The organism is Xanthomonas sp. DAR 80977 (assembly GCF_041240605.1).
Lineage (GTDB): Bacteria > Pseudomonadota > Gammaproteobacteria > Xanthomonadales > Xanthomonadaceae > Xanthomonas_A > Xanthomonas_A bundabergensis.
The window spans coordinates 97,490-123,356 of the sequence record NZ_CP162487.1; the positions used below are offsets into that span (position 1 = coordinate 97,490).

The window sequence follows — 25,867 nt, forward strand, 5'->3', positions numbered from 1 at the left end:
CCCGCTTCGTCGCAGCGCGGTGGCGCAGCGGCGATGCCGCCCCCTAACATCCGGTCCGGCGTCACGACCCGCGTGGCGGAAGGATCGGGACGATGCGCAAGGCTAGAAGGAGGGCGGCAGCGATGGCGATGGTGCTCGGGCTGCTGTGTGGCCAGGCCGCAGCCGGCGAACAGGACCCGGCGCCGATGGCCGCCGAACGACTGGACCGGGTCATCGAGCAGCGGATGCGCGAGGGCGGCATGGTCGGCGTCGGCGCGGCGATCATCGTCGACAAGCGCCTGCTGTGGACGAAAGGCTATGGCTTCGCCGATCGCGAGCGCGCGATCGCATTCACGCCGGACACGGTGATGAACATCGGCTCGATCAGCAAGACCGTCACCGGCGCGGCGCTGATGCGCGCGGTGCAGGACGGCAAGCTGTCGCTGGATGCGGACATCAACACCTACCTGCCGTTCGAGGTGCGCAACCCGTCGTTTCCGGATGTGCCGATCACGCTCAGGCAACTCGCCACCCACACCTCCTCGATCGCCGATCGTTGGGCGGTCTACGAGCGCACCTATCACTACGGCGGCGATTCGCCGGAGTCGCTGGCGAGCTTCCTGACGGACTACTTCACCCCGGGCCGGCCACGCTATGCGCAGGACAACTTCGTGCAGGCCAGGCCGGGCACGCACCGCGAATACTCCAACATCGGCGCCGGGCTGGCGGGCTACATCGTCGAGCGCGCGGTCGGCGAACGGCTCGACGTCTACACCCGGCAACACATCTTCGCGCCGCTGGGCATGCGCAACACGGCCTGGTTCCTGTCCGACGTGCCAGAACAGCGCCACGCACGCTTGTATGTCGCGCAGAACGGGCTATCGATCCCGATCCCGCTGTACGGCGGCACCACCTATCCGGACGGCGGCGTGCGCACCTCGGTGGCGGACCTGTCCCGGTTCTTCCTCGCCCTGCTCAACGACGGCGCCTACGATGGCGCGCGGATCCTGCAGCGGCGCTCGGTGCGGGAGATGCTGCGCTTCCAGTACACCGCGGCCAACAAGCCGGACAACGTGGCGCTGGACGAGAAGAACTCCGGCATCTTCTGGTCGACCAAGTTCGACGTGACCCGCATCGGCCACGGCGGATCCGATCCCGGGGTGAAGACGGAGATGCTGAGCGATCTGGACAAGCGGATCGGGGTGATCGTGTTCACCAACACGTCGCTGGGCGACGAACAGATGTCCGTGTACACCGCGATCATCGAGGCGCTGTGGGCGCGCGCGCTGACGCTGGAGCACGAGCGCACGCAACGGCGCTGAGCGCGCGCATGTCGCCGCCGTACATGGCGTCGCGGCCAACGCGGCACCGCGAAGACGGGACCGGCCGCGGCAGGCATCGGCGTCTGCGCCGCACGATCTCAGGGTCTGGCCGAGTGGCAGGGGCGCGGTCGGCGCCTAGTGTCGCAGTCGCCGCGCACCGCGGCCGCACCGCGGCTGCATCCGCGCAGCGCCCCTTTGCCGACAACAGGAAAACGCCATGAACACGTCCATCCGCCGCACGTCCTTCTATGCCGCCTGCCTGCTGGTGCAGGGCCTGGTGCTCGCCCCGCAAGCACGGGCCAACAGCGCCTGGAATCTCGAATTCGCATTCGACGGCCCCGGCGCGCGGCCATCGGTGGCGACGCTGAGGAACTACATCCTGGCCTGCGTTCCGGCGCGCAGCGTGGTCAATGCGCCGCTGCCCGGGACCGCGTCGGGGCCGTTCGCGCTGACCACGCCGCCGATCAATGGGCGCGAACTGACCGATGCCGCCGTCTACACCTACTTGAACGGCTGCAACCGGAAACCGGCCAGCGTCACCGGCATCGCGGTCCTGGGCGACGACTGAGCCCGCACGTCGGCAGCGCACGCCCCGGCTGCGCTGCCCGCTGCGACATCACACGTCGCCGTCGCGGCTCCAGCCCTCGCCGCTGCCGCGCTGGTACACGCGGTCCCCGGCCCGCACGTCGCCGGCGGCGACGTGCTCCTGGCCGGCCAGCTGCGCGTAGAGCGGGGTGAAGTCCGGCGCCGTCGCCTGCATCAACTGCTCGAAGCTGTCGATGACGAAGTAGGTCTTCTGGTAGCTGTCGATGCGGTAGCGGGTGCGCATGATCCGCGCCAGGTCGAAGCCGATGCGGTTGGGCGCGGCCGATTCCAGCGCGTACAGCGATTCGCCCTTGGACGAGACGATGCCGGCGCCGAAGATGCGCAGGCCATCGGCGCTGGCGATCAACCCGAATTCCACCGTGTACCAGTACAGGCGGGTGAGGTTCTGCAGCGCCTCCGGGCCGATGCCGTGCGCCTTCACCCCGCCGCGTCCGTAGGCCTGCATGTAGTCGGCGAACAGCGGGTTCATCAGCAGCGGCACGTGGCCGAACAGGTCGTGGAACAGGTCTGGTTCGGCGATGTAGTCGATCTGCTCGGGGCGGCGGATCCACCAGGTCACCGGGAAGCGGCGGTTGGCCAGGTGGTCGAAGAAATCCAGCTCCGGCAGCAGGCCTTCGACCCCGACCAGGGTCCAGCCGGTGGCCGCGCCCAGCACCTCGTTGAGCTGCTCGAAGCGCGGGATCGCCTGCGGGTTCATGCCCATCGCGTCCTGCGCCTGCAGGAATTCGTCGCAGGCGCGGCCGACCAGCAGTTCGCGCTGGCGCCGGTACAGGGTGCCCCAGGTGGCATGGTCGTCGGCGCTGTAGCTGTCCCACGGCTGCGCGACCACGGCGGTGGTGTAGACCGGCACATAGCCCTTGTCGGTCTGCTGGTGTTCGACGCGGCGCGGTGCGGTGTCCATGGTCGGCGCTCCGGAGGGGAATGACCACGATGGTAGGCGCCAAGCCACGCAATGGGCTTGCGAAGTTGCGCGATTCCGGCCGCTGGGCGCAAGATCGTTGCGTCGAATCAATGTTGCAGAGCAATAAATGACCGAATCGGCCCTGTTCGACCGCACCGACCTGCGCCTGCTGGCCCTGCTGCAGCGGCAGGGCCGCGCCAGCAACGCCGAGTTGGCCGCGCAGGTGAACCTGTCGCCGTCGGCCTGCCTGCGCCGGGTGCAGCGGCTGGAGGCCGAGGGCGTGGTCGCCGGCTACGCGGCGCGGCTGGTGCCCGGCGCGATCGGCCTGGGCCTGCAGGCCTTCGTGCGCGTGCAGCTGGAAAAGCATGGACAGAGCGGCATCGCCCATTTCGCCGACAGCGTGCAGGGCTGGGACGAAGTGGTCGCCTGCCATGCGCTGACCGGCGACATGGACTACCTGTTGCACGTCTACGTGCGCGACCTGACCCACTTCTCCGCGTTCCTGCTGGACAAGCTGCTCAATGCCGCCGGCGTGGCCGACGTCAATTCCAGCTTCGTGCTGCGCACGGTCAAGGACTTCGCCGGCCTGCCGCTGCCGCGCGGCTGAGCCCGTCCGGGCGGCGGCGATCCGTGTCGAAGTGTGACAGCGCTTGTTAAGTTGTTGCTAACGATTTACATTTGCGTCCGCGACGGCCGCAACCGGCCCAGCGCCTCCCGCTCGATCCCGCCAGCCCCGACCCTGGGCCAGCCATGCCGGATATCCGTGCCGTGGAGCCCGTCTGCGCCCGTTCGTTTCCCCTCCCCCTCCCGGTGGCGCGCCAGCGCTGGTGCCGCCGCCCAACGACGACGCCGATTCCATGACCCGCTCCGTTCCGCGCCACCTGCTGCACCTCGCCCTGCTGTCCGTCCTGTCCGCTGCCGCCGTGCCGCTGCGCGCCGCCGAGGCCGACGCCAGTCAGCCCACCACGCTGGACAAGGTCGAGGTCAGCGGCAGCCCCTCGCGCGCGCAGCCGTCGACCACCACGCGGCTGCCGCTGACGCTGCAGGAGACACCGCAGTCGGTCAGCGTGCTCGGGCTGCAGCGGCTGGAAGAGGAATCGCTGTTCAGCATCAACGACGTGATGCGCAACGTCACCGGCGTCAACGTGTCCTTCTACGACACGCAGCGCCCGCTGTACTTCGCGCGCGGCTTCCAGATCACCGATTTCCAGGTCGACGGCCTGCCCACCTACAGCGGCTCCACCAACCAGGAATACGACATGGTCTTCTACGACCGCGTCGAGGTGATCCGCGGCGCCAACGGCCTGCTCAGCGGCGCGGGCATTCCCTCGGCCACGGTCAACATGCTGCGCAAGCGCCCCGGCAAGACCTTCGATGCGTCGTTCGCGGCCACCGCCGGCAGCTGGGACTTCCGCCGCACCCAGGCCGACGTGACCGCGCCGCTCAGCGACGATGGCCGCTTCCGCAGCCGCTTCGTCGCCGCCTGGCAGGACCGCGACTACTACTACGACCACTACCGCGAGCAGAAGATGTCGGGCATGGCGGTGCTGGAAGGCGACCTGACCGAGTCCACCACGGTGACCGTCGGCTACCAGCGCCAGGACAACGACCCGGTCGGCTCGACCTGGGGCACGGTGCCGTACTTCGCCGCCGATGGCTCCTTCGCCGACCTGCCCAGCTCGACCAACCTGGCGCCGAAGTGGGCGTACTGGAAGCGCGACACGCATACCGCCTTCGCCAACCTGGAGCAACGCTTCGGCGAGGACTGGTTGCTGAAGGTCAACGTCGCCCGCACCGAGGGCGACGTGCGCAACCTGCGCGTGTACGGCAGCGGCTACCCGGACACGCGCGACGGCAGCGGCATCTACCTGCGCGCCGCCGCCGGCGAGACCGCGGACAGGCGCGACGGCGCGGACGTGTACCTGTCCGGCACGTTCCCGCTGTTCGGCCGCGACCACGATCTGGTCGTCGGCGGCAGCTGGCAGGACCTGCAGTCGACCACCTCCACCCTGGCGCTGCGCTATCCCGGCGACTGGGCCACCTGCGGGCGCGAGCGCTGCTATTACATCCCCAACGTCTACGACTGGGACGGCGACATTTCCGAGATCACCTACGCGCGCACCGGCGCCTCGCGCGTGGCCCGCACCACCCAGCGCGGCGTGTACGCATCCACCCGCCTGCGCCTGGCCGAGCCGCTGTCGCTGATCGCCGGCGCGCGGCTGAGTTCGTGGACGACGCGCACGCACAACTTCAACGCCAGCGGCGTCTACACCGGCACCAGCGGGCGCTACCGGGTCAGCGACGAAGTGACGCCATACGTCGGCCTGGTCTACACGCTCACCCCGGACATCTCCGCCTACGCCAGCTACACCGAGATCTTCAATCCGCAGAACTACAAGGACAAGGACAACAACCTGCTGGCGCCGGTGCAGGGGTCCAACCGCGAAGCGGGCCTCAAGGCCACGCTGTTCGGCGGCCGCGCGCTGCTCGGCGCCGCATTGTTCGAGGCGCGGCAGGACAACTACGCGGTGCGCGACATGAGCCAGCCGGAGGCCTCGCTGCCCGACGGCAGTTCGGCCTACATCGGCGTCGACGGCACCAAGAGCCGCGGCTGGGAACTGGACTTCAATGGCGAGCTGCGCCCGGGCTGGACGCTCAACGCCGGCTACACCCGCGCCAAGGTCACCCGCGCGCCCACCGACGCGATCTACGCCAACCTGCCGGAGGACTACCTGCAGCTGTCCACCCAGGTGCGCCTGCCGGGCGCCTGGCAGCGCCTGAGCATCGGCGGCGGGCTCAGCTGGCAGAGCGCGGTGCGCGGCTACAACATCCCGCGCCCGGTCGGCGGCGGCAGCGGCGCCGAGACCGCGGTCACCGTGGTGCAGGACGCGTACACGCTGGTGCACCTCAACGCGAACTACCAGCTGAGCGCGCAGTGGACCGCGACGCTGGCGGTACGCAATGCGCTGGACAAGAAGTACTGGGCGAATCTGGATTACCAGAACTACGGCGAGCCGCGTTTCGTCAGCTTCACCCTGCGCTGGCGTTACTGAGGATCGGCACGGCGGCGGCGGTTCCCTTCTCTCTGCGGGAGAAGGTGCCCCGAAGGGGCGGATGAGGGGACGGGCGTAAGCCTCGTGCACCCCAAACTCCGCGAGATGCCTCGCGCCTTACCCTCACCCCAACCCCTCTCCCGGTGGGAGAGGGGCTAGCTCACTCCTGCTTCTTGCACGGATCGTCGCGGCCGATCAGGCGGCCCAGGCGCGAGCGCGGCTCGCACGGCGGCGGCGCCGGTTGCGCGGCCTTGGCCGCGGCCGCGGCGGCCGCCGCGCGCTGTTGCTGCAGCTGCGCCAGCTTGGCCTTGATCTGCGGCATCGCCGCCAGCGCGGCCTTCTCGCCTTCCAGGATGGCGGCGTTGCGCTGGGCGAAATCGGCGGCGCCGATGTCGTTGACCTTGGGCCGGATCACGATGTCGGCGCGCGCCAATTCCTGCTGGCCCAGGCGCTGGCCCATGATCGCGATCGACTGGTTGACGATGCCGAGCATGCCGGCCGGGTTCTTGCCGCTGGCCTTGCTGGAGATGTCCACCGCGACCACGAAGTCGGCGCCGAGCTGGCGCGCGGCGTCCACCGGCACCGGGCTGACCACGCCGCCGTCGACGTAGTGGAACTTGCCGATGGTCACCGGTTCGAACACGCCGGGGATGCTGCTCGAGGCGCGCACTGCCTGGCCGGCGTTGCCGCGCACGAACACGGTGCGCTCGCCATCTTCCAGGCGCGTGGACACCGCGGCGAAGGGCTTGCCGAGCTTCTCGATCGGGCGGTTCTTGAGCTGCGCGTTGACGTAGTCCTGCAGCGCCTGGCCCTGCACCAGGCCGCCGGAGAACAGGCGCATGTCGCGGATGCTGCTCTCGTCCAGCGCCACCGCGGCCTGCTGCATCTGGAACGCGTCCATGCCGCTGGCGTACAGCGCGCCGACCACGCTGCCGGCGCTGGTGCCGGACACCACCACCGGCTCCAGCCCGTTGGCTTGCAGCATCTTGATCACGCCGATATGGGCGAAGCCCTTGGCCGCGCCGCCGCCCAGGGCGATGCCGATGCGCAGCGGCTTGGCCGCGGCGGTCGGCGCCGGGCCCACCACCACCGGTGCCGGCGGCGCCGGCTTGGGCTCGCCGCCGCATGCCGCGAGCAGGCCGAACAGGAACAGGGACAGGAGCAGGCGCGGGGAACGGAAGGCGGTCATGGGTGCGGCGTCGAGGAAGGAGAGGGCGGAGCCGGCGCGAGCATACCGGGATCGGCCTGCACCGCCCACGACCGGAGGTCATGCAGTGGCCTGCGCCGGCGCGGCGCACCGCGGCTGGCGAACGCCACGCCGCCGTGTGCGGGGGAGCCACGCGGCTTGCGCAATCTGGTCGTGGATGCAGCGGGCGGTGCGGCGCCTTGCTTCCAGTTCTGCGGGACGCGTCGCGACGGACCCTCACCCCAACCCCTCTCCCGAGGGGAGAGGGGCCAAGGCGGGCTGCGGCTGTTCCCTGCGTCCGTCGGGATCATGGCCCACTTGGTGGAAGGTCGCTCGCAGTCGCGGCGATGGCGCACGCCATGGCAGCTGCCGCCCGCACCGGCCGCCATCGCCGCGACTGCGGCAACGCCGGCCACGCAGCCGCCTCAGAAGTTGTTGTCGCCGTCCAGGATCCGGCCCAGGCCGCCGAGCACCGAGCCTTCGCCGCGGTTCTGCCCGCCGCCCTGCGGCGCGGCGGCGAACATGCGTCCGGCCAGGCGCGAGAACGGCAGCGACTGCAGCCACACCTTGCCCGGGCCGGTCAGCGTGGCCAGGAACATGCCTTCGCCGCCGAAGAACATGCTCTTGATGCCGCTGACCGCGCGCACGTCCATGTCCACGCTGGAGTGGAACGCGACCACGCAGCCGGTGTCCACGTCCAGGCGCTCGCCGGCGGCCAGCTCGCGCTCGACCACGCAGCCGCCGGCATGCACGAACACCCAGCCGTCGCCTTCCAGCTTCTGCATGATGAAGCCCTCGCCGCCGAACAGGCCGGTCATGATCTTGCGCTGGAAGTGGATGCCCAGCGAGACCCCGCGCGCGCCGGCCAGGAAGCTGTCCTTCTGGCAGATCAGGCGGCCGCCGTGCTGGTCCAGCTTCATCGCCAGCACCGTGCCGGGATACGGCGCGGCGAAGGCGACCTTGGCCTTGCCCTGGCCCTGGTGGGTGAACACGGTGGTGAACAGGCTCTCGCCGGTGACCAGGCGCTTGCCGGCGGAGAACAGCTTGCCCATCAGCCCGCCGCCCTGGCCGGAGCCGTCGCCGAACACGGTGTCCATCTGCACTACGGCGTCCTTGAACATCAGCGCGCCGGCCTCGGCGACCGCGCTCTCGCCCGGGTCCAGCTCGATCTCCACGAACTGCATTTCGTGGCCGACGATGCGGTAGTCGATGTCGTCGGCGCGGCCGCCGCCGGGCGGGGGCGGCAGGTCCGGCGGCAGGCCGGCGGCGCTCGCGCCGCGCAGTTCGTCGATCTGGTTGGCCGGCTTCCAGCCGCTCTGGCCCTGGCGCCAGGCCAGCGCGCTTGGGTTGTTGCGGGCGAAGGCGACGGCATCGGCGTCATCGAACGGGCCGGAGCGGGTCTGTTCGCTGCCGGTCAGGAAATACCACTGGGTCATGGCTGCAGGTCCTTGGCGGAAATCTGCGGCGAGTCTAGCCCGCCGCCGCGGTCGCTTCGCATCTGCCCAAAGGCATGGGGCCGGTTGTTCGCCGGATGTTTCCTGCAGGAGCGGCTTCGGTGGCGACGAACCGGGGTGGCGTGCCTGGAGCGAAACCCGTCGCGGCTGAAGCCGCTCCTACAACAGCGTGCGTACCGCTTGCGCCGATCCAGGCGCGCGCTTCTGTAGGAGCGGCTTCAGCCGCGACCGAACACCAGGCACGCGCGCGACCGCATCGCCTACAGCGCGCTCGCCGGCCGCACCTGCAGCGTCCTGGCTTCCGCGGCGCAGTCCTTGGCCGGTGTCAGGCCCTGCGCGCGCGCCGCGGCGATCTCCTTGCGCGCGCCCTGCAGGTCGGCACGGAACTGCGGGTTGTCCTGCAGCCTGGCGACCGTCGCCGCGCCGACGATGCGGCTGGCCAGCACGTCGCTCTGCCAGTGCACGTTGCAGACGATGCGGCTCTCGCCGTAGCTGCGGCCGCGCGCCATCAGCGCATCGGTGCGCGCCGGGTCGGCCTCGCTGAGCACCTGCGCCCAGGCCCAGCCGATGGAGGTGTGGCCGGACGGATAGGAACCGTTCGGGCGCAGCTCGGCCTCGTCGGCGGGCGTGCAGCTGGCCAGGCCGTTGTCCATGAACGGGCGCGGCACGTGGTAGTAGGCCTTGGCCTTCTCCGCGGCATCGCCGGCGTCCTCGGCCACGCGCTGCAGCAGCGTGTACAGGTGCGGGGTGCGCTCGGCGCTGACCTGGATGCCGAGCGGGCAGCTGAAATGGTTGGCGGCGCCGGGGAAGTGCAGTTCGGCGTCCTCGGCGGCCAGCGCGAAGCGCGGGCTGCCGCGCATCGCCAGCGCTTCCTTGTTCACCGCCTCGTCCAGCGCGCGCCCGGACGAACCCTTGGCCGGCGGCGGCGGCACCAGCAACAGGCTGTCGGGCAGTTGCGACGGGGTCAGGTAGCCAGTGGCCTTGGCCGCGGCCATCGGCGTGGCCGCCGGCGCGGCAGGCGGCTTGGCCTGCAGCAGGGACGGCGCGGCGATCGCGGCGGCCACGGCCAGGCCGAGGCCGGCGAGCAGGGGGAAACGGGGGGGGCGACGAACCATGGCGGGGATCCACTGCGGGGGAGACCGGCCATCTGAAGGCACAAATGTGACAGGGCGAGGCGCCATCGCGATCGCCGTACAGCTGGCGTCAGGCAATGCGGGTGCGGGGTGCGGGGTGCGGGGTGCGGCAGGGCAGTGCGCTGGCGGGCGAGGCCGGTGCGGATGCGGCAACGCGGTCCGTGTCTCGTTGCCGGTGACCCGTGGCTGGCGCCACCGGCCGTCTGCTACAGCGCGCCGGGCGGCCGCACCTGCAGCGTCTGCGCCTGCGCCGCGCAGTCCTGTTCCGGCGCCGCGCCCTGCGCCTGCGCGCGCGCGATCTCGCCGCGCGCCGCGTCCAGGTCGGCGCGGAACGCCGGGTCGGCATGCAGTCGCGCCACCGTCGCCGCGCCCATGAAACGGCCGGCCAGCACGTCGCTCTGCCAGTGCACGTTGCACACCAGCCGGCTCTCGCCGTAGTTGCGGCCGCGGACGATCAGGGCGTCGGCGCGCTCGGGTGCGATCTCGCCCAGGATCAGCGCCCAGGCCCAGCCGATGGCGCTGTGCCCGGAGGGATAGGAGCCGCTGTGGCGCAGCCCGTCCTCGTCCTCCGGGGTGCAGACGGGTTGCCGGTTGAGCATGAACGGTCGCGGCCGCCGGTACTGGTTCTTGGCCGCCTTGGTCGCGGCGCTGGCGTCGATGCGGCTGCGTTCCAGCAGGGCGTACAGGTGCGGGGTGCGCTGCGCATCGATGGCCACGCCCAGCGCGCAGGCGAACTGGCCGGCGCCGGCAGGGAAGTCCAGGTCGGCGTCGTGCGCCGCCTGTTGCCAGCGCGCGCTGCCGCGCAGCGCCAGCGCCTCGCGGTTGACCGCCTGGTCCAGCGCCAGCCCGGGCGAACCCTCGGCCGGCGGCGGCGGCAGCAGCTGCAGGCTGGCCGGGACCGCGGCGGGGGCGAGGTAGCCGACCGCCTTGCCCGGCTCGGCCGCGGCCATTGCCGGTGCCTGCGCCGGCGCGCGCGTGGCCGGCGTGCTGCACGCGGAGAGCGCGACCGCCAGCAAGGCAATGGCAGCAGAACGGAGACGGAAGGCGGGGAATGCGGACATGCGGCCTCGGGCGGTGCAACGGCGGATCGGCCAGTGTACGGCGCGCGCTGCAGGGCGGCAGGCTGCGCGGCGGCAGGTGGGGCGCAGGAGGCTCCGGGGCTGCCTGTCTTCTTTGATTCCTGGGTGACGACACTGTGGGAGCGACTTCAGTCGCGACAGGCTCTATCGGTAACGCCCGTCGCGACTGAAGTCGCTCCTGCAACAGCTCGAACGCCTGAATTGAAATGCGCTGACCGGGGTGGGCAGGCAGCGGCCTGCTGTGCCGCGAAGGCAACCCAGCCGGCGGCGGATGCCTCAGCCCTCGTCGCGTTCCGGCCGCGGCGGGAAGCGCAGCACCACGCCGCGCGGCGCCGGCGGCGGTTGCCACAGCACCGGCACCTGTGCCGGCGGCGGCGGTTCCAGTTCCTGGTCCAGCGGCGCCAGCGTCTCCTCGTCCTCGTCTTCCCAGCTGTAGCGCTTGCGCGGCGGCAGCGGGTCGCGGTGGCGCAGCAGCAGCGCCGCCACGGCGCCGCCCAGCGCGCCGCCCAGGTGCGACTGCCAGGACACGCCGGCCTCGTGCGGCAGCACCGTCACCAGCATGCCGCCGTAGAACAGGAACGCGATCATGCTGGCGGCGATCGCGGCGCGGTCGCGGCGCAGCAGGCCGAGCACGAACACCAGGAACAGCAGGCCGTGGGTCACCCCGCTGGCGCCCAGATGGTGGCTGCCGGGGTCGCCGAGCAGCCAGGCGCCCAGGCCCGAACCCAGCCACAGCAACGGCAGCGCGGCCAGGGTGGCGCGCGGGTATACGCTGCCGGCCAGCGTGCCCAGGATCAGCAGCGCGCCGGCGTTGGCGGCCAGGTGCTCCAGCGAACCGTGCAGCAGCGGCGCGGTCAGCACGCCGAGCAGGCCGGCGGCCTGCTGCGGCCCCACCGACCACGGCCGCCAGTCGAACAGGCCCTGGTTGGCGAACACCGCCACCAGCACCGCGACCAGGGCCAGGCTGGCGTTGAAGGCGCGCAGCAGCCGCGCCCGGTCGAAGCGGTCCTGCGCCTGCGCAGGGTCGTCGGGCGGGGGCGAGGGGAGCGAAGAGGTGTCCATGGTCCCTGGATGGCGGCGCCTGTCGTCCAAGGCAAGGCGCCGCCGATGGGAGGGACTGGCCACGGCCGCGGGACAATCCGCGGCCGTGATCGTGCCGGTCTCCGGGCCTCAGTGCGCCGGCTTGGCCGGGCGCAGCAGGCTCAGCACCACCGTCGCGCCGATCACCAGCGCCACCGCCAGCAGCGACACCAGCACCGGGATCTTGTACAGGTCGATGATCAGCATCTTGGTGCCGATGAACACCAGCACGATCGCCAGCCCGTACGGCAGCAGGTGGAAGCGGTCGGCCATGCCCGCCAGCAGGAAGAACATCGCGCGCAGGCCCAGCACCGCGAACACGTTGGAGGTCAGCACCAGGAACGGGTCGGTGGTGATCGCGAAGATCGCCGGGATGCTGTCCACCGCGAAGATCACGTCGGTGATGGCGATCAGCATCAGCACCGCGAACAGCGGGGTGAACCAGCGCTTGCCTTCCTGGGTCACGCTCAGCGCGTTGCCGTGGTACTGCGGGGTCAGGCGCAGGTGCTTGCGCATGAAGCGCAGCACCGGGTTGGCCTCCAGGTCCGGCTCCTTGCCCGCCGAGAACCACATCTTCACGCCGGTCAGCAGCAGGAACGCGCCGAACACATACAGCAGCCAGTGGAACTTGGTCAGCAGCACCGAGCCGGCGAAGATCATGATCGCGCGCAGCACGATCGCGCCGAGCACGCCGATCACCAGCACGCGCTGGCGCTGCTCCTCCGGCACCGCGAAGTAGCTCATGATCATCAGGAACACGAAGATGTTGTCGACCGCCAGCGACTTCTCCACCAGGTAGCCGGTCAGGAACTCCAGCCCGTACTGATTGCCGGTGGCCACGTCGATGGTCTCGCGCAGGTACCACCACAGCCCGGCGTTGAACGCCAGCGCCAGGGCGATCCAGCCCAGGCTCCACCACAGCGCTTCCTTGAAGGTGACCTTGTGCGGGCCGCCGTGGCGCATCAGCACCAGATCCGCCAGCAGCGCCGCGATCACCACGATCGCGAAACCGCTCCACAACCACACGTTGCCTATCGTTTGCATGGGGAATTCCCGTCAGTGAAGGTTGAACCTCGGGCCGTTGCGGCGAGGCGTCCTGGACGGAAACGATGGGGTCGTTCCGGGGAATGCCTTCGCCACTGCGGCGAAGGTCTCGCTCGCAGCCGGTGGTCTGGCTGCCGTTGCACCGGAGCCCGCGGGCTCGAATTGACGGCGACAACGTTGGGAGCTACTCCCCTTCTGCGCCCATTCTTGCGGCTGGCGGCGGTGGCGTCAATCGGGGCGGATACAATGGCGTTCATGAATACCCCCCTGCCCGTAGTCCGCCTCAAGAACGCCTGGCGCTCCAGCCACCCGTGGATCTTCCAGAAACTGGTCGAAAAGCCCGCCGCCAAGCCCAAGCCGGGCAGCCTCGTCGACGTGGTCGGCGTGGACGGGGAGTGGATCGGCCGCGGTTTCTACAATGGCCATTCGCGCATCGCCGTGCGCATCCTCGAGATCGATCCCGAGGTCGCGGTCGACGAAGCCTGGTTCGCGCGCAAGATCGCCGAGGCGGTGTCGTTGCGCCGTGACGTGCTGAAGCTGGACGCGGTGTCCAATGCCTGGCGCGTGGTGCATGCCGAGGGCGACGGCCTGTCCGGGCTGGTGGTGGACCGCTACGGCGACCTGCTGGTGGTGGAGTTCTTCAGCGCCGGCATGTTCCGCTACCGCGAGTGGATCTATGCCGCGCTGCGTACGCAGTTCCCCGGCGCGCGCTTCTACAGCTTCGCCGAGGAGCATGTGCAGAAGCAGGAGAGCTTCGACTACCGGCCGGTGTCCAGCAGCGGCGAGCGCCCGGAGCCGGCGATCATCAGCGAATACGGCGTGCGTTTCCGCGCCGACCCGGCCGGCGCGCACAAGACCGGCTTCTTCGCCGACCAGCGCGAGAACCGGCAGTGGCTGAGCCAGCAGGTGGCCGGCAAGCGCGTGCTCGACCTGTGCTGCAACACCGGCGGTTTCGCCGTCTACGCCAAGGTGCGCGGCGCCGACGAGGTGGTCGGCGTGGACATCGACGAGGACGTGATCGAGATCGCCAAGGGCAACGCCAAGCTCAACGACGTGCGGCTCAAGCTGGTGCAGGCCGACATCTTCCCGTACCTGCGCGATGCCGCCGCGCGCGGCGACCGCTACGACGTGGTGATCCTGGATCCGGCCAAGATGACCCGCGACCGCGACCAGGTGATCCCGGCGCTGAAGAAGTACCTGGACATGAACAAGCTGGCGCTGGGCGTGGTCGCGCCGGGCGGCCTGTTCGCCACGTTCTCCTGCACCGGCCTGGTCGCCGAACACGAGTTCCTGGACATGCTGCGCCGCGCCGCGTACTTCTCCGGCCGCACGATCCAGATCCTGAAGGTGGCCGGCGCCGGCGCCGACCATCCGTTCATGGCGCACGTGCAGGAATCGCGCTATCTGAAAGCGGTGTTCTGCCGCGTGCTGAACTGAGCCGCCGCTGCGCGTTGGCGCCCGCCGCGCGCAGCGAGATCGCGTCACCACGCCCACGCCCAGCGGTCCGCCGACGCACCGCTGGCGCTGGCGCCGACCGGCGTCTGCACTGTGTGTGCGCCGAGTCGGCCATGCATTCACGCCCTGCGGGCACCGCAATGCGTCGCACGCATCACGCGATCGCCGCATCGGCGACGCGTTGCACCTACTCGCCTGCGCCACGCGGCGGCGTACGCGGCGACAGCCGCGGCCGCGCTCGCCGGCCGCGTGGATTGCGCAGCGCCTGGTGCTGATAACGCTTACATCGTGGTCTGCATCCCAGCCGATGTACGCATAACGTAGCTTTGTTGCGCCGCACGGTGACAAACATCGGCACGCGGGATTAGGTTTGCGCCGTCGGGTGATAGCGCTATCACTCTCGGCCATGCGCCGGGATCCATGGCCGTCGCCTCACCCGCGCCGCAGCGGCAGCGCCGCACGGGTTCGATTCGGGTTTCAGTACCGGCATTTGTGTAGCGGGCGGCTTGGCCAGCGTCCGGGTTGGAACGGGCAGCGATGGCGCCCGGCGCCCTTCGGGGGAAGGCGCGATCCATCCATCGATCGAGACGTAGGGGATCACATGCAGGCATGCAGCGATGCGCGCCACGTACCAGGGACCGCTTCGGCGCGGGCATCCGCCGCGCCGTACGCCGCAGACGGCGTTGTCCGTCCGGCTCCAGCACCGAGGACATTCTGATGCGTCAGCAGTTGAAGAAGTTCCGCTCCAAGGCCATGTTCACCTTCGTCGGTGGCGTGCTGGTGATCAATCCGGCCTTCGCCCAGCAGGCGCCGCAGACCGAGGCGCAGGCCCAGGCGAGCCAGCCGTCATCCTCTGCCGACGCGACCACGCTGGACACGGTCAGCGTCACCGGCATCCGCAACAGCCTCAACCAGTCGATGGGGATCAAGCGCGACAACGCCGGCGTGGTCGATGCGATCAGCGCCGAGGACATCGGCAAGTTTCCCGACACCAACCTGGCCGAGTCGCTGCAGCGCATCACCGGCATCTCGATCGAGCGCCGCGACGGCGAAGGCGCGCAGGTCACCGCGCGCGGCTTCGGTCCGCAGTTCAATGCGGTCACCCTCAACGGCCGGGTGATCCCCGGCGCCGACGCGTTCGGCGCGCCGGGCGCGGTGCCCAGCGGCGGCGTGGACGGCGGCACCCGCGCGTTCAACTTCGCCCAGCTCGCCTCCGAGGCGATCACCGGCATCGAGGTGTACAAGACCAGCCGCGCCAATGCGCCCAGCGGCGGCATCGGCGCCACCATCAACATCCTCACCGACCGCCCGTTCAACCACAAAGGCCTGGTCGCCAGCGCCGGCGCCAAGGCCGCGTACGACGACTCGCAGCCGTTCGACAACAAGGTCACGCCGGAAGTGTCCGGCATCTTCAGCTACACCAACCCGGACAAGACCTGGGGCATCGGCCTGAGCGGCAGCTACCAGAAGCGCCGCGGCGGGTCGGTGCAGGCCACCGAGAACGCCTGGAACATCCAGCCCTGGACCGGCACCGATCCGGCGCTGCGCCCGGACGCCAACGTGCAGAACGCGCCGGCGATCGGCCAGCTGTACGGCATGCCCAACGACCTGCGCTACGCCTTCTCCGACTTCGAGCGCGAGCGGCTCAACGGCCAGGCGGTGGTGCAGTTCGCGCCGACCGACAGCCTGACCCTGACCCTGGACTACACCTACTCGAGCAACGAGATCCGCGAGGACCGCGGCGAGCAGGGCATCTGGCTGCAACGCGCCAACAGCTTCACCGACCTGGTGTTCGACACCGGGCAGGCAGTGGCCACGCCGGTGTACCTGCGCGACGTGCCCAACGGCGCCAAGGACTTCGGCATGGAGCAGCAGCGCAGCATGCAGAAGTACAAGCTCGGCTCGCTGGGCTTCAATGCCGACTGGCAGGCCACCGACCGCTTGCGCCTGACCTTCGATGCGCACGACTCCAAGACCCAGAGCCTGCCCAACGATCCGGTCACCGGCGGCAGCGCCACCTATTTCAGCCTGGCCGGCACCAATAACTGCACCGCCGGCACCCAGTGCGGCGGACAGTGGGCGCAGGAGCTGTGGTTCAACAACGGCCTGCCGATCGGCGCGCGCACCTGGTACCCGACCGCGGCCGATTCCATCGCCGGCACCAACGGCCTGGTCAACCAGGATTTCTCCCCGGCCGAACTCGGTTCGCAGGTGCTGCGCATCTACTACCAGAGCCAGGTGACGGAGGTGAAGGAAGGGCGCGTCGACGGCCAGTTCGACTTCGACAACGGCCGCTTCCAATTCGGCGTCAACAGCGCCAAGACCACGATGAACCGGCGCATCAGCGACACCTATTCGACGCTGGGCGACTGGGGCGTGGCCAATGCCGGCAACGAGCCGGGCATGCTGGCGCTGCTGCAGCCGGTCGGCATCACCGGCCTGTTCGAGGACTTCAACGCCAACGGCGCCGCGCCGGGTGCCTGGCGCGGCAACGCCGACCAGCTGGCGTTGTGGGCGGGCAACGCCTATGGCGCGACCACGCGCTACAACCCGCAGTTCAGCTCCGACAACCAGGTCGAGGAGAAGACCCGCGCCGCCTACATGCAGCTGGAGTTCGACGGCGAGCTCGGCGGCATGACCACCAATACCCGCATCGGCGTGCGCTACGAGAAGACCGACGTGATCTCCTCCTCGGAGGTGGCCACCCCGGTCGCGCTGGAATGGCAGGCCAACAACGACTTCCAGCTGCTGCGCTCCGACGAGGTGCAGCTGTTCAGCGAGAAGCACAGCTACAGCTACGTGCTGCCGAACCTGGACTTCAGCGTCAACCTCACCGACACGCTGAAAGCCCGCGCCTCGTTCGGGCAGAGCATCGCGCGTGCGCCGTACAACAACCTGGTGGTCGGCTCGACCCCGGGCACGCCGGGCGGCTCGATCCTGATCAACCCCTCCACGCGCGCGTCCGGCAGCACCGAGAACCCGAGCCTGGACCCGCTGGAATCCAACAACCTGGACCTGGCGCTGGAGTGGTACTTCGCCGACGCCAGCTACGTGTCGCTGACCTTCTGGGACAAGCGCGTGTCCAACTTCATCGGCACCAGCGTCACCCGCGAAACCATGTACGGCCTGCGCGATCCCACCTCCGGGCCGGATGCGCAGGCGGCGCTGGCGTTCCTGCAGAGCGGTGCCTGCGCCGCGCAGGTCGGCGCCGCCGGCAACGACGTGGCGGCGGCCTGCTCGGCCAACGACACCTCGCTGTTCTCGGCGATGGCGCTGCTGCGCAACGCCGCGGCCACCGGCGGGCTGGGCGCCTACAACGGCAGTTCGGCGCAGACCCTGGCGCTGGAGAACGCCTACGACCTGATCGGCGAGGCGGACGATCCGCTGTACGAATTCGACGTGTCGCGCCCGGTCAACCAGAACAAGGCCAAGATCCACGGCTGGGAACTGGGCGGGCAGTACTTCCTTGGCGATACCGGGTTCGGCGTCTACGCCAACTACACCCTGGTCAAGGGCGACGTCGGCTTCGACAACACCGTGCTGGACCGCGACCAGTTCGCGCTGCTCGGCCTCAGCGACACCGCCAACGTGATGCTGATGTACGAGAAGTACGGCTGGAGCGCGCGCCTGGCCTGGAACTGGCGCGACGAGTACCTGATCGCGGCCAACCAGAACGGCTCCAACCGCAACCCGTACTACGTCGAGCCGTACCAGCAGCTGGACCTGAGCGTGAGCTACGCCATCACCGACAACCTGTCGGTCGGCTTCGAGGCGATCAACATCACCAGCGAGGATGTGCGCTGGCACGGCCGCTCGGAGAAGCAGGTGATCAAGGTGCTGGATCAGAGCCCGCGCTACACGCTGGGCGTGCGCTACAACTTCTGAGCACGGCGGCACGCACGCGGCGGCGGCCGCGTGCGGCAGGCGCACGCGCGCTGCAGCGCGTCTTGCGGGCGCAGCGCTTTGCTGCAATGGTCGCGTGGCGCACGCCGGCCGGCCCGGTCGGCCGGCGGCCCGCCCGGTTCCGCCACCGACCCGCTGGAGTACAGATGGCCCGATACGAACTGCTCAACAACGTGGCCCACCAGGACCTGCGCGTGATCCTGCGCTTCGGCCCCGAGTTCGGCGACGCCAGCGGCGTGGTGCAGGCATTCCCGACCGAATACGCCGAACTGCAGCGCGAGTACCCGATCCTGCTGCGCAAGGACCCGGCCGGCGGCGGCGGCTTCCAGTCGGTGGCGCTGCTCGGCTTCGAGCAGCAGGAGAACCTGTTCCTGCACGGCGCGCGCTGGGATGCGGCGTACCTGCCGGGCATCGTCGCCAAGGGCCCGTTCCTGATCGGCTTCCAGGAGCGGCACGAGGACGGCGTGTTGCGCCGCGAGCCGGTGATCCACGTCGATCTCGACCATCCGCGGGTCAGTTTCAGCGAAGGCGAGCGGGTGTTCCTGCCGCAGGGCGGGCACAGCCCGTACCTGGAGCACGTCATCACCGTGCTGCGCGGCATCCGCGACGGCGTGGAAGGCGGCAACGCCATGTTCGCCGCGTTCGATGCGCTGGGCCTGATCCAGCCGCTGCGCATCGACGTGCAGCTGGGCGAGGCGCACAACGTGCAGCTGGCCGGGCTGTACGGCATCGACCGCGAGCGGCTGGCGGCGCTGGACGCGCCAGCGCTGCATGGGCTGCACCGCGCCGGCTACCTGGAAGGCGCCTACCTGTTGCTGGCGTCGCTGCACAACATGCGCCGGCTGATGGCCGAGAAGCAGCGCCGCCTGCAGCAGGCCGGCACGGACGCGGCTGTCTCCGGGCAGGCCGCCTGAGCGTCGTGGACGCGATGGCGGCGATTGCGGAGCGCAGCGATTGCCGCGCCGGCGCGCTGCCGTTGGACGAACTGCTCGCCGCCGGCGAGCCGGTGGTGCTGCGCGGGTTGGTACGCGACTGGGCGCTGGTGCAGGCCGGCCTGCGCGGCACCGGCGCGGCGATGGACCTGCTGCGCGGGCACAGCAACGGCCGCCCGTTGCAATACTCCTACGGCGCGCCGGAAATCGCCGGGCGGCCGTTCTACACCGACGACTTCACCGCACTGAACTTCGAGGTGCGGCGCGGCGACCTGCATGGCCTGCTGGACGCGATCGCCGCGCACCTGGACCATCCGCGGCCGCCGGCCTATTACCTGGCCTCGCTGCCGGTGGACGACAGCCTGCCGGGGTTCCGCGACGGCAACGACGTGGACTTCGCCGCGCACGGCATCCCGGCGCGGCCGAGCATCTGGATCGGCAACCGCATCACCGCGTCCTGCCACTACGACGCGCCGAACAACCTGGCCTGCTGCGCGGTCGGCCGGCGCCGCTTCACCGTGTTCCCGCCGGAGCAGATCGGCAATCTCTATCCCGGCCCGCTGGAGCCGACCCCGGGCGGGCAGGCGATCAGCGTGGTGGACTTCGCCGCGCCCGATCTCGCGCGCTACCCACGTTTTCGCGCCGCGCTGGCGCATGGCCGCAGCGCGGTGCTCGAACCCGGCGATGCGCTGTTCCTGCCCAGCCTGTGGTGGCATCACGTGGAGGGCCTGGAGGCGTTCAACGTGCTGGTCAACTACTGGTGGAGCAGCGCGCCGGCCTGGCTGCCGACGCCGACGCAGGCGCTGTACCACGCGCTGTGGGCGATCCGCGACCGGCCGGACGCGGAGAAGGCGGCGTGGCGGGACATCTTCGACTACTACGTGTTCGGGCCGGCCGACCGAGCCGGCGAACACCTGCCGGCGCAGGCGCGGCAACTGCTCGGGCCGATCGACGACGCGCGCGCGCGGCAACTGCGCGCGATGCTGCTGGCCAAGCTCAACCGCTGACGCCGCCATTCACGACCGCAGGAGAGACGAGGCAATGGGCCAGATACGCAAGGTGGTGATCGCGGGCGGCGGCACGGCGGGCTGGATCGCCGCCTGCGCGCTGTCGCACCAGTTCCGCGAGCTGCTGGACATCACCCTGATCGAGTCCGAGCAGATCGGCACGGTCGGCGTGGGCGAATCCACGGTGCCGCCGATCCGCAGCTTCCACCGTTTCCTGCAGATCGACGAGCAGGAGTTCCTGCGCACCGTGGCCGGCACCTTCAAGCTGTCCATCTCCTTCGAGAACTGGCGCCGGCACGGCGAGCGCTACCTCCATCCGTTCGGCATCACCGGACAGAGCACTCTGGTCTGCGCGTTCCACCATTTCTGGCTGGAGGCGCAGCGGCGCGGGATGCTGTCCGAGTTGGGCGACTACTGTCTGGAGACGGTGGCCTCGCGCGCGGACCGCTTCGCGCTGCAGCAGTCGCCGCCGGTCAACTACGCCTACCACTTCGATGCCGGGCTGTACGCGCGGCTGCTGCGCGGCCACGCCGAGCGCCACGGGCTCAAGCGCGTGGAGGGCAAGATCCAACAGGTGCGGCAGCATCCGGAAAGCGGCTTCGTCGAGGCGCTGCTGCTGGAAGACGGCACGCGGGTCGAGGGCGACCTGTTCATCGACTGCACCGGCTTCCGCGGCCTGCTGATCGAGCAGACCCTGCACACCGGCTACGAGGACTGGAAGCAGTGGCTGCCGTGCGATCGCGCGGTGGCGGTGCAGACCGAGGCGGTGGCGCCGCCGGTGCCGTATACCCGCGCCATCGCCCATGCCGCCGGCTGGTGCTGGCACATCCCGTTGCAGCACCGGGTCGGCTGCGGGCTGGTGTTCTCCAGCGCGCACATGTCCGACGACGAGGCCCGCGCCAAGCTGCTGCACGACGCCGCCGCGCCGCCGATCAAGGACCCGTGGCTGGTGCCGTTCCGCAGCGGCCGCCGGCTCAAGGCCTGGAACAAGAACGTGGTCGCGTTGGGTCTGGCCAGCGGCTTCATCGAACCGCTGGAATCGACCAGCATCCACCTGACCATCGCCGCGGTGATGCGGCTGATCACGCTGTTCCCCGGCGACGGCGTCGCCCCGGCGATGACCGACATCTACAACGAGGTCAGCCGCGCCGAGATGGAGCATGTGCGCGACTTCATCATCCTGCACTACCATGCCAACCAGCGCGACGAACCGATGTGGCAGGCCTGCCGCGAGATGGCGCTGCCCGCGTCGCTGCAGCAGCGGCTGCGCGCCTGGCGCGAGCGCGCGCACGCCTGGCAGGGCGCCGACGAACTGTTCCGGGTGGATTCGTGGATCCACGTGCTGCTCGGCCAGGGCATCGTGCCGGCGCAGCACCACCTGCTGGCGCGCGCGTTGCCGGACCAGGCGCTGCAGCGCTTCCTCGACGCGATCCGCCAGCCCATCGACCGCGCGGTGGCGCAGATGCCGTCGCAGGAGGCGTTCATCGCGCGCTATTGCAAGGCCGGGCCGGAGGTGTGGGCGGGACGGACCCCTGTCGCGGCGCCGGCGCCGGCATGATGCGCAATGGCGTGCGTACCGGCGCGCATGCCGCGCCGATCGCGTCACGCGAGCGGTAGCGCCTGCACGGCCTTCGTGCAGTCATGGCGTGCTCTGCCCGCATGCTGGTTCGCCCGGCCCGCGGGCGCTACGCTTCGCGGCGAGCGCGACCAAGGCGGCATCCTTAACGCCTGATGGCGCGTCGTGTTCCGCGACGACGATCCCTGTGGGCTGCCGTGCACATACCAACGCCAACCGCTTGCCCGGATCCGGCCGCGCCGCTGCGCTACCCGCCCGACTATCCGCCGACCGGCGCGCGCGAGCGATTCTTCATCGGCGTCAGATGGCTCGGCCCGGACCTGGCGTTCTTCGGGCGATTGTCCGCCCGGCAGCGGGCGCGCAGCGCCGCGTTGCTGGATCTGTGGGGTGGCGGGGCGCGGCAACGGGTGGCGAGCGCGATCGGCGCGATCCTGGCGCGGCGCCTGCGTTGGCCTGGTCCTTGTTTCCTGCCCGACGATGCATTCGCCGTTGTCTGCGGTGGACCGCGTTTCGAGATGCTCGACATCGCCTACGACGTCGAGGATGCGATCGGCGAGATCCAGGTGCAGCTCGGGATCGCGATGCCCGCCTATTTCTGGGAGCGGACGGTGACCCAGACCTTGGGTCAGGTGGTCAATACGCTGTTGGCAGCGGGGGCGTTGCCTGGCGAGCAGTGCATGCCGCATGCGCGCGGCTGACCGGCATCGCGCAACGTCGCGCTGATCGATCGGACCGGATCCCATGCCCGGCCACCCCAATGCCTGCACCTACCCGCCGCGACGCGGCCCGGAGGTCGCTGCATGGCTATCATCGGCTCGACGCCCAATCCGAGAGTTCTTGCGCATGAAGCTGCGAGCCCTGTGTCTTTCCCTTTCGCTGGTGCTGGCTGCGGCGCCGACGGCGCAGGCCGTCGACTTCAGCAAGGCCGAGCTGGCCCGCGCCACGGCGCTGCAGCAGCGGCTGCTGACCCTGGATTCGCACCTGGACACGCCGGCCAATTTCGAACGCGGCGATTTCGACATGATGCGTGCGCATGCCGGCAACCGGCTGGCGCAGGTGGACTATCCGCGCATGGTCGCCGGTGCGCTGGACGGCGGGTTCTGGGCGATCTACACCGGCCAGGGCGACCGCAGCGCACAGGCGCACCTGGACGACCGCGATGCCGGGCTGCAGCGCCTGATGGCGATCCATGCGCTGCTGGCGGCGCACCCGCAGCAGTTCGGCCTGGCCACCACGCCGGCCGATGCAGCGCGGCTCAAGGCCGCCGGCAAGCGCGTGGTGTACCTGAGCATGGAGAACGCCAGCCCGCTGGTCGCCGATCCCACGCTGCTGCGCTTCTATCACGCGCAGGGCCTGCGCTTGCTGAGCACGGCGCATTTCCTCAACAACGAATTCGCCGATTCGGCCACCGACCCGAAGGGGCCGGAATGGCACGGCTTGAGTCCCGCCGGCCGCGCGCTGGTGCAGCAGGCGCAGAAACTCGGCATCGTCATCGACCAGTCGCATGCCTCCGATGCGGTGTTCGACCAGTTGATTGCGCTGTCGCCGGTGCCGATCCTGCTCTCGCACAGCGGCGCGCGCGCGGTGCATGCGCATCCGCGCAACATCGACGATGCGCGGCTGAAGGTGCTGGCCGCGCACGGCGGGGTGATCCAGATGAATTCCTACGGCGGCTACCTGATCGACAACGGCGCCAGCCCCGAACGCAAGGCCGCCGAGCAGGCGTTGATCGCCAGGTACGGTGGCTGGGAGCATCTGCGACTGGCCGACGGACCCAGGCTTGGCGAGGAAATGAAGGCGCTGGACGCCAAGTACCCGGTGCGGCAGGCGACGCTGGACGACTTCTTCGCGCACCTGGAACACGTGCTGGCGCTGATCGGCCCCGAGCACGTGGGCATCGGCATGGACTGGGACGGCGGCGGCGGCGTGACCGGCATGGAGGACGTGAGCGACCTGCCCAAGATCACCGCCTGGCTGCTGCGCAAGGGCTATAGCGAGCAGCAGATCGCGGCCATCTGGAGCGGCAACGTGTTGCGGGTGATGCAGCAGGCGCAGGACTGGGCGGCCGCGCAGGCGCGCAGCGGAGCTTCCTGAGGGCTGCCGTCGGCGCAGGCCGCATGGCAGCGCCACGGCACCGCGTCGTCGCGCCGATGCGGCGGCGCCCGGCCTGGCGCCAGCCGACGGCCGAAGACCCATTCCGGCCGGCCAGCGAACGGCGCAGTGCCGCAGGCGCCGAACCCGCGGCACGGCATCGGCTAGCATCGGAGCGGCCATGAAGATCGTCATCGCCCCGGATTCGTTCAAGGAAAGCCTGTCCGCGCTCGAGGTGGCCACGCAGATCGAAGCGGGCTTTCGCGAGGTGTTCCCGGCGTGGAGCTACCGCAAGGTGCCGGTCGCCGACGGCGGCGAGGGCACGGTCGCGGCGCTGGTCGCGGCCACCGGCGGGCGCATCGTCCGCTGCACGGTGCGCGGACCGCTGGGGGCGCCGGTCGACGCCTTCTTCGGCATCAGCGGCGACGGCCGCACCGCCATCGTCGAGATGGCCGCGGCGAGCGGACTGGCGCTGCTGCCGCCGGCCCGGCGCGACCCGCTCGCCGCCACCAGCTACGGTGTCGGCGAACTGCTCCTGGCGGCGCTGGACGCCGGCGCGCGGCGCATCGTCGTCGGCATCGGCGGCAGCGCCAGCAACGACGGCGGCGCCGGCATGGCGCAGGCCCTGGGCGCGCGCCTGCTGGATGCGCAGGGCCGCGCGCTGGACCCCGGCGTGGGCGGCGGCGCACTGGCGACGCTGGCGCGGATCGATGCCGGCGGCCTGGATCCGCGCTTGCGACAGTGTGCGATCGAGGTCGCCTGCGATGTCGACAATCCGCTGACCGGACCCGCCGGCGCCTCGGCGGTGTTCGGGCCGCAGAAGGGCGCCACGCCGGCGCTGGTCGCGCAGCTCGACGCCAACCTGCGCCACTACGCCGCGGTGATCGAAGCCGACCTGGGGATCGCGGTCGCCGGCTTGCGCGGCGGCGGCGCCGGCGGCGGCCTGGGCGCGGCGCTGGTCGCGTTCCTGGGCGCGCGGCTGCGCCCGGGCGCGGACATCGTCGCCGAGGCGCTGGGGCTGGAGGCGCTGGTGGCCGACGCCGACCTGGTCGTCACCGGCGAAGGCCGCCTCGATCGCCAGAGCGTCCATGGCAAGGCCCCGGTCGGCGTGGCGCGCATCGCCAAACGCCACGGCAAGCCGGTGCTGGCCATCGTCGGCGGGCTGGGCGCCGGCGCCGAGCACCTGCACGCGCATGGCATCGATGCGATGTTCGGCGCGGTGCAGCGCATTTGCACGCAGGAGCAGGCGCTGGCCGAGGCGGCGGCGAACCTGCGCGCGGCGGCCAGGAACGTGGCCGAGGCGATCCGGATCGGACGCGGCCTGGGACGGTGACCTGGCCGCCGCAGCGCGCGCCTGGAGCGCACGCCCGGCACCTTCCGCGTCCGCACGCCGGACTCCTGACCGTGCACCGCCGAAGGTGGATCGGATCGCCGGCCACGGCGCAGCCCACTGCAGCGGCACACCCATGCGCACCCCAATGGTGCAAAGCCACGGCCATGTCTGGTGCGGAGCCAGCCTATTCAGCTACAATGAAAACGATTACAAAAAGGAATTGCGTCTACATGAACCACCAGAACCTCCCCGAACGAGCGCCGCTCAGCCCGAAATGGCAGTTCCGCTTCGACTTCTTCGACCGCCACGGCGGACCGGCCTCGCCCGACTTCAAGCCGGCGTTCAAGGCGCTGCCCTCGTTCGGCGACCGCCTGAAGATCAACATGAACTTCTTCGCGTTCTTCTTCGGCTGGATCTACTTCTTCATCCTCGGCCTGTGGCGCAAGGCGATCGTGTTGATCGGCATCTCGCTGCTGATCGGCGTGCTGTCGTTCTTCCTGCCGCGGATGTTCGTCAACGGCCTGGGCGTGGCCTATTCGGTGCTGGTCGGCATGATCGCCAACTACGCCTACTACCTGGACCGGAAGAAGGGCAGCACCAGCTGGAACCCCTTCGAAGGCATGCGCTGGTGGTAAGCCGCGGGTCGCGCCGCGCCGGCTGAGTCCGCGCGGCGCGTGCCCCCAGGGCCTGCCGCCGATTCCCGGGCAGATCCGCCGGGACTGGCTCCACGCCC

20 protein-coding genes are annotated in these 25,867 nt (G+C 70.3%); 13 read left to right on the forward strand and 7 right to left on the reverse strand.

Annotation, left to right across the window (positions count from 1 at the left end; genetic code table 11):
• The first annotated feature begins 122 nt into the window (after positions 1–122).
• Entirely contained in the window at positions 123–1,301 is a 1,179-nt protein-coding gene (locus AB3X10_RS00475) for a serine hydrolase domain-containing protein (protein ID WP_369978118.1), read from the forward strand.
• A gap of 217 nt (positions 1,302–1,518) precedes the next feature.
• A complete protein-coding gene (locus tag AB3X10_RS00480; protein ID WP_369978120.1) occupies positions 1,519–1,869 on the forward strand; it encodes a hypothetical protein in 351 nt (116 codons plus the stop codon).
• Between the two features lie 48 nt (positions 1,870–1,917).
• Here AB3X10_RS00480 and phhA read toward each other — a convergent pair whose 3' ends face one another.
• The gene (gene phhA, locus AB3X10_RS00485; RefSeq protein WP_369978122.1) at positions 1,918–2,808 is read right to left on the reverse strand and encodes a phenylalanine 4-monooxygenase; all 891 of its coding nucleotides are present in this window, start codon (positions 2,806–2,808) and stop codon (positions 1,918–1,920) included.
• 127 nt (positions 2,809–2,935) lie between these two features.
• Between phhA and AB3X10_RS00490 the strand changes: the two genes are divergently transcribed.
• Positions 2,936–3,415, forward strand: coding sequence for an Lrp/AsnC family transcriptional regulator (locus tag AB3X10_RS00490; RefSeq protein ID WP_369978123.1), 480 nt, complete (start codon positions 2,936–2,938; stop codon positions 3,413–3,415).
• A 250-nt stretch (positions 3,416–3,665) separates the two neighbouring features.
• On the forward strand, positions 3,666–5,861 hold the full coding sequence (locus AB3X10_RS00495; protein WP_369978125.1) for a TonB-dependent siderophore receptor: 2,196 nt from the start codon (positions 3,666–3,668) through the stop codon (positions 5,859–5,861).
• A gap of 160 nt (positions 5,862–6,021) precedes the next feature.
• Here AB3X10_RS00495 and AB3X10_RS00500 read toward each other — a convergent pair whose 3' ends face one another.
• The 6 genes from AB3X10_RS00500 to AB3X10_RS00525 all read right to left on the reverse strand — a co-directional run bounded on the left by AB3X10_RS00500 (position 6,022) and on the right by AB3X10_RS00525 (position 12,837).
• Positions 6,022–7,050, reverse strand: a complete 1,029-nt coding sequence (locus tag AB3X10_RS00500; protein ID WP_369978127.1) for a patatin-like phospholipase family protein — start codon at positions 7,048–7,050, stop codon at positions 6,022–6,024.
• Between the two features lie 422 nt (positions 7,051–7,472).
• Positions 7,473–8,483: a TIGR00266 family protein gene (locus AB3X10_RS00505; protein ID WP_369978129.1), complete on the reverse strand. Its 1,011-nt coding sequence runs from the start codon at positions 8,481–8,483 to the stop codon at positions 7,473–7,475.
• A gap of 278 nt (positions 8,484–8,761) precedes the next feature.
• Positions 8,762–9,616, reverse strand: a complete 855-nt coding sequence (locus tag AB3X10_RS00510; RefSeq protein WP_369978130.1) for an acid phosphatase — start codon at positions 9,614–9,616, stop codon at positions 8,762–8,764.
• 224 nt (positions 9,617–9,840) lie between these two features.
• Positions 9,841–10,695: an acid phosphatase gene (locus tag AB3X10_RS00515; protein ID WP_369978132.1), complete on the reverse strand. Its 855-nt coding sequence runs from the start codon at positions 10,693–10,695 to the stop codon at positions 9,841–9,843.
• Positions 10,696–10,989: 294 nt separating this feature from the next.
• Positions 10,990–11,775 carry a rhomboid family intramembrane serine protease gene (locus AB3X10_RS00520; RefSeq protein ID WP_369978134.1) on the reverse strand — a complete coding sequence of 262 codons (786 nt, stop codon included), beginning with the start codon at positions 11,773–11,775 and terminating at the stop codon, positions 10,990–10,992.
• A 108-nt stretch (positions 11,776–11,883) separates the two neighbouring features.
• Positions 11,884–12,837 carry a TerC family protein gene (locus AB3X10_RS00525; RefSeq protein ID WP_369978136.1) on the reverse strand — a complete coding sequence of 318 codons (954 nt, stop codon included), beginning with the start codon at positions 12,835–12,837 and terminating at the stop codon, positions 11,884–11,886.
• Positions 12,838–13,092: 255 nt separating this feature from the next.
• Here AB3X10_RS00525 and AB3X10_RS00530 point away from each other — a divergent pair, with 255 nt between their 5' ends.
• The 9 genes from AB3X10_RS00530 to AB3X10_RS00570 all read left to right on the forward strand — a co-directional run bounded on the left by AB3X10_RS00530 (position 13,093) and on the right by AB3X10_RS00570 (position 25,769).
• Positions 13,093–14,274: a class I SAM-dependent rRNA methyltransferase gene (locus AB3X10_RS00530; RefSeq protein WP_369978138.1), complete on the forward strand. Its 1,182-nt coding sequence runs from the start codon at positions 13,093–13,095 to the stop codon at positions 14,272–14,274.
• A 735-nt stretch (positions 14,275–15,009) separates the two neighbouring features.
• On the forward strand, positions 15,010–18,177 hold the full coding sequence (locus tag AB3X10_RS00535) for a TonB-dependent receptor (RefSeq protein ID WP_369978140.1): 3,168 nt from the start codon (positions 15,010–15,012) through the stop codon (positions 18,175–18,177).
• Positions 18,178–18,341: 164 nt separating this feature from the next.
• Entirely contained in the window at positions 18,342–19,109 is a 768-nt protein-coding gene (locus AB3X10_RS00540) for a SapC family protein (protein WP_369978142.1), read from the forward strand.
• A 14-nt stretch (positions 19,110–19,123) separates the two neighbouring features.
• On the forward strand, positions 19,124–20,134 hold the full coding sequence (locus tag AB3X10_RS00545; RefSeq protein WP_369978144.1) for a cupin-like domain-containing protein: 1,011 nt from the start codon (positions 19,124–19,126) through the stop codon (positions 20,132–20,134).
• A gap of 34 nt (positions 20,135–20,168) precedes the next feature.
• Positions 20,169–21,692 carry a tryptophan halogenase family protein gene (locus tag AB3X10_RS00550; protein WP_369978146.1) on the forward strand — a complete coding sequence of 508 codons (1,524 nt, stop codon included), beginning with the start codon at positions 20,169–20,171 and terminating at the stop codon, positions 21,690–21,692.
• 173 nt (positions 21,693–21,865) lie between these two features.
• Complete coding sequence (locus tag AB3X10_RS00555; RefSeq protein WP_369978148.1) at positions 21,866–22,408, forward strand: hypothetical protein; 543 nt, start codon at positions 21,866–21,868, stop codon at positions 22,406–22,408.
• Positions 22,409–22,553: 145 nt separating this feature from the next.
• Positions 22,554–23,804, forward strand: coding sequence for a dipeptidase (locus tag AB3X10_RS00560; protein WP_369978150.1), 1,251 nt, complete (start codon positions 22,554–22,556; stop codon positions 23,802–23,804).
• 178 nt (positions 23,805–23,982) lie between these two features.
• A complete protein-coding gene (locus tag AB3X10_RS00565) occupies positions 23,983–25,134 on the forward strand; it encodes a glycerate kinase (RefSeq protein WP_369978151.1) in 1,152 nt (383 codons plus the stop codon).
• A 230-nt stretch (positions 25,135–25,364) separates the two neighbouring features.
• A complete protein-coding gene (locus AB3X10_RS00570) occupies positions 25,365–25,769 on the forward strand; it encodes a DUF2628 domain-containing protein (protein WP_369978153.1) in 405 nt (134 codons plus the stop codon).
• The last annotated feature ends 98 nt before the right edge of the window (positions 25,770–25,867 follow it).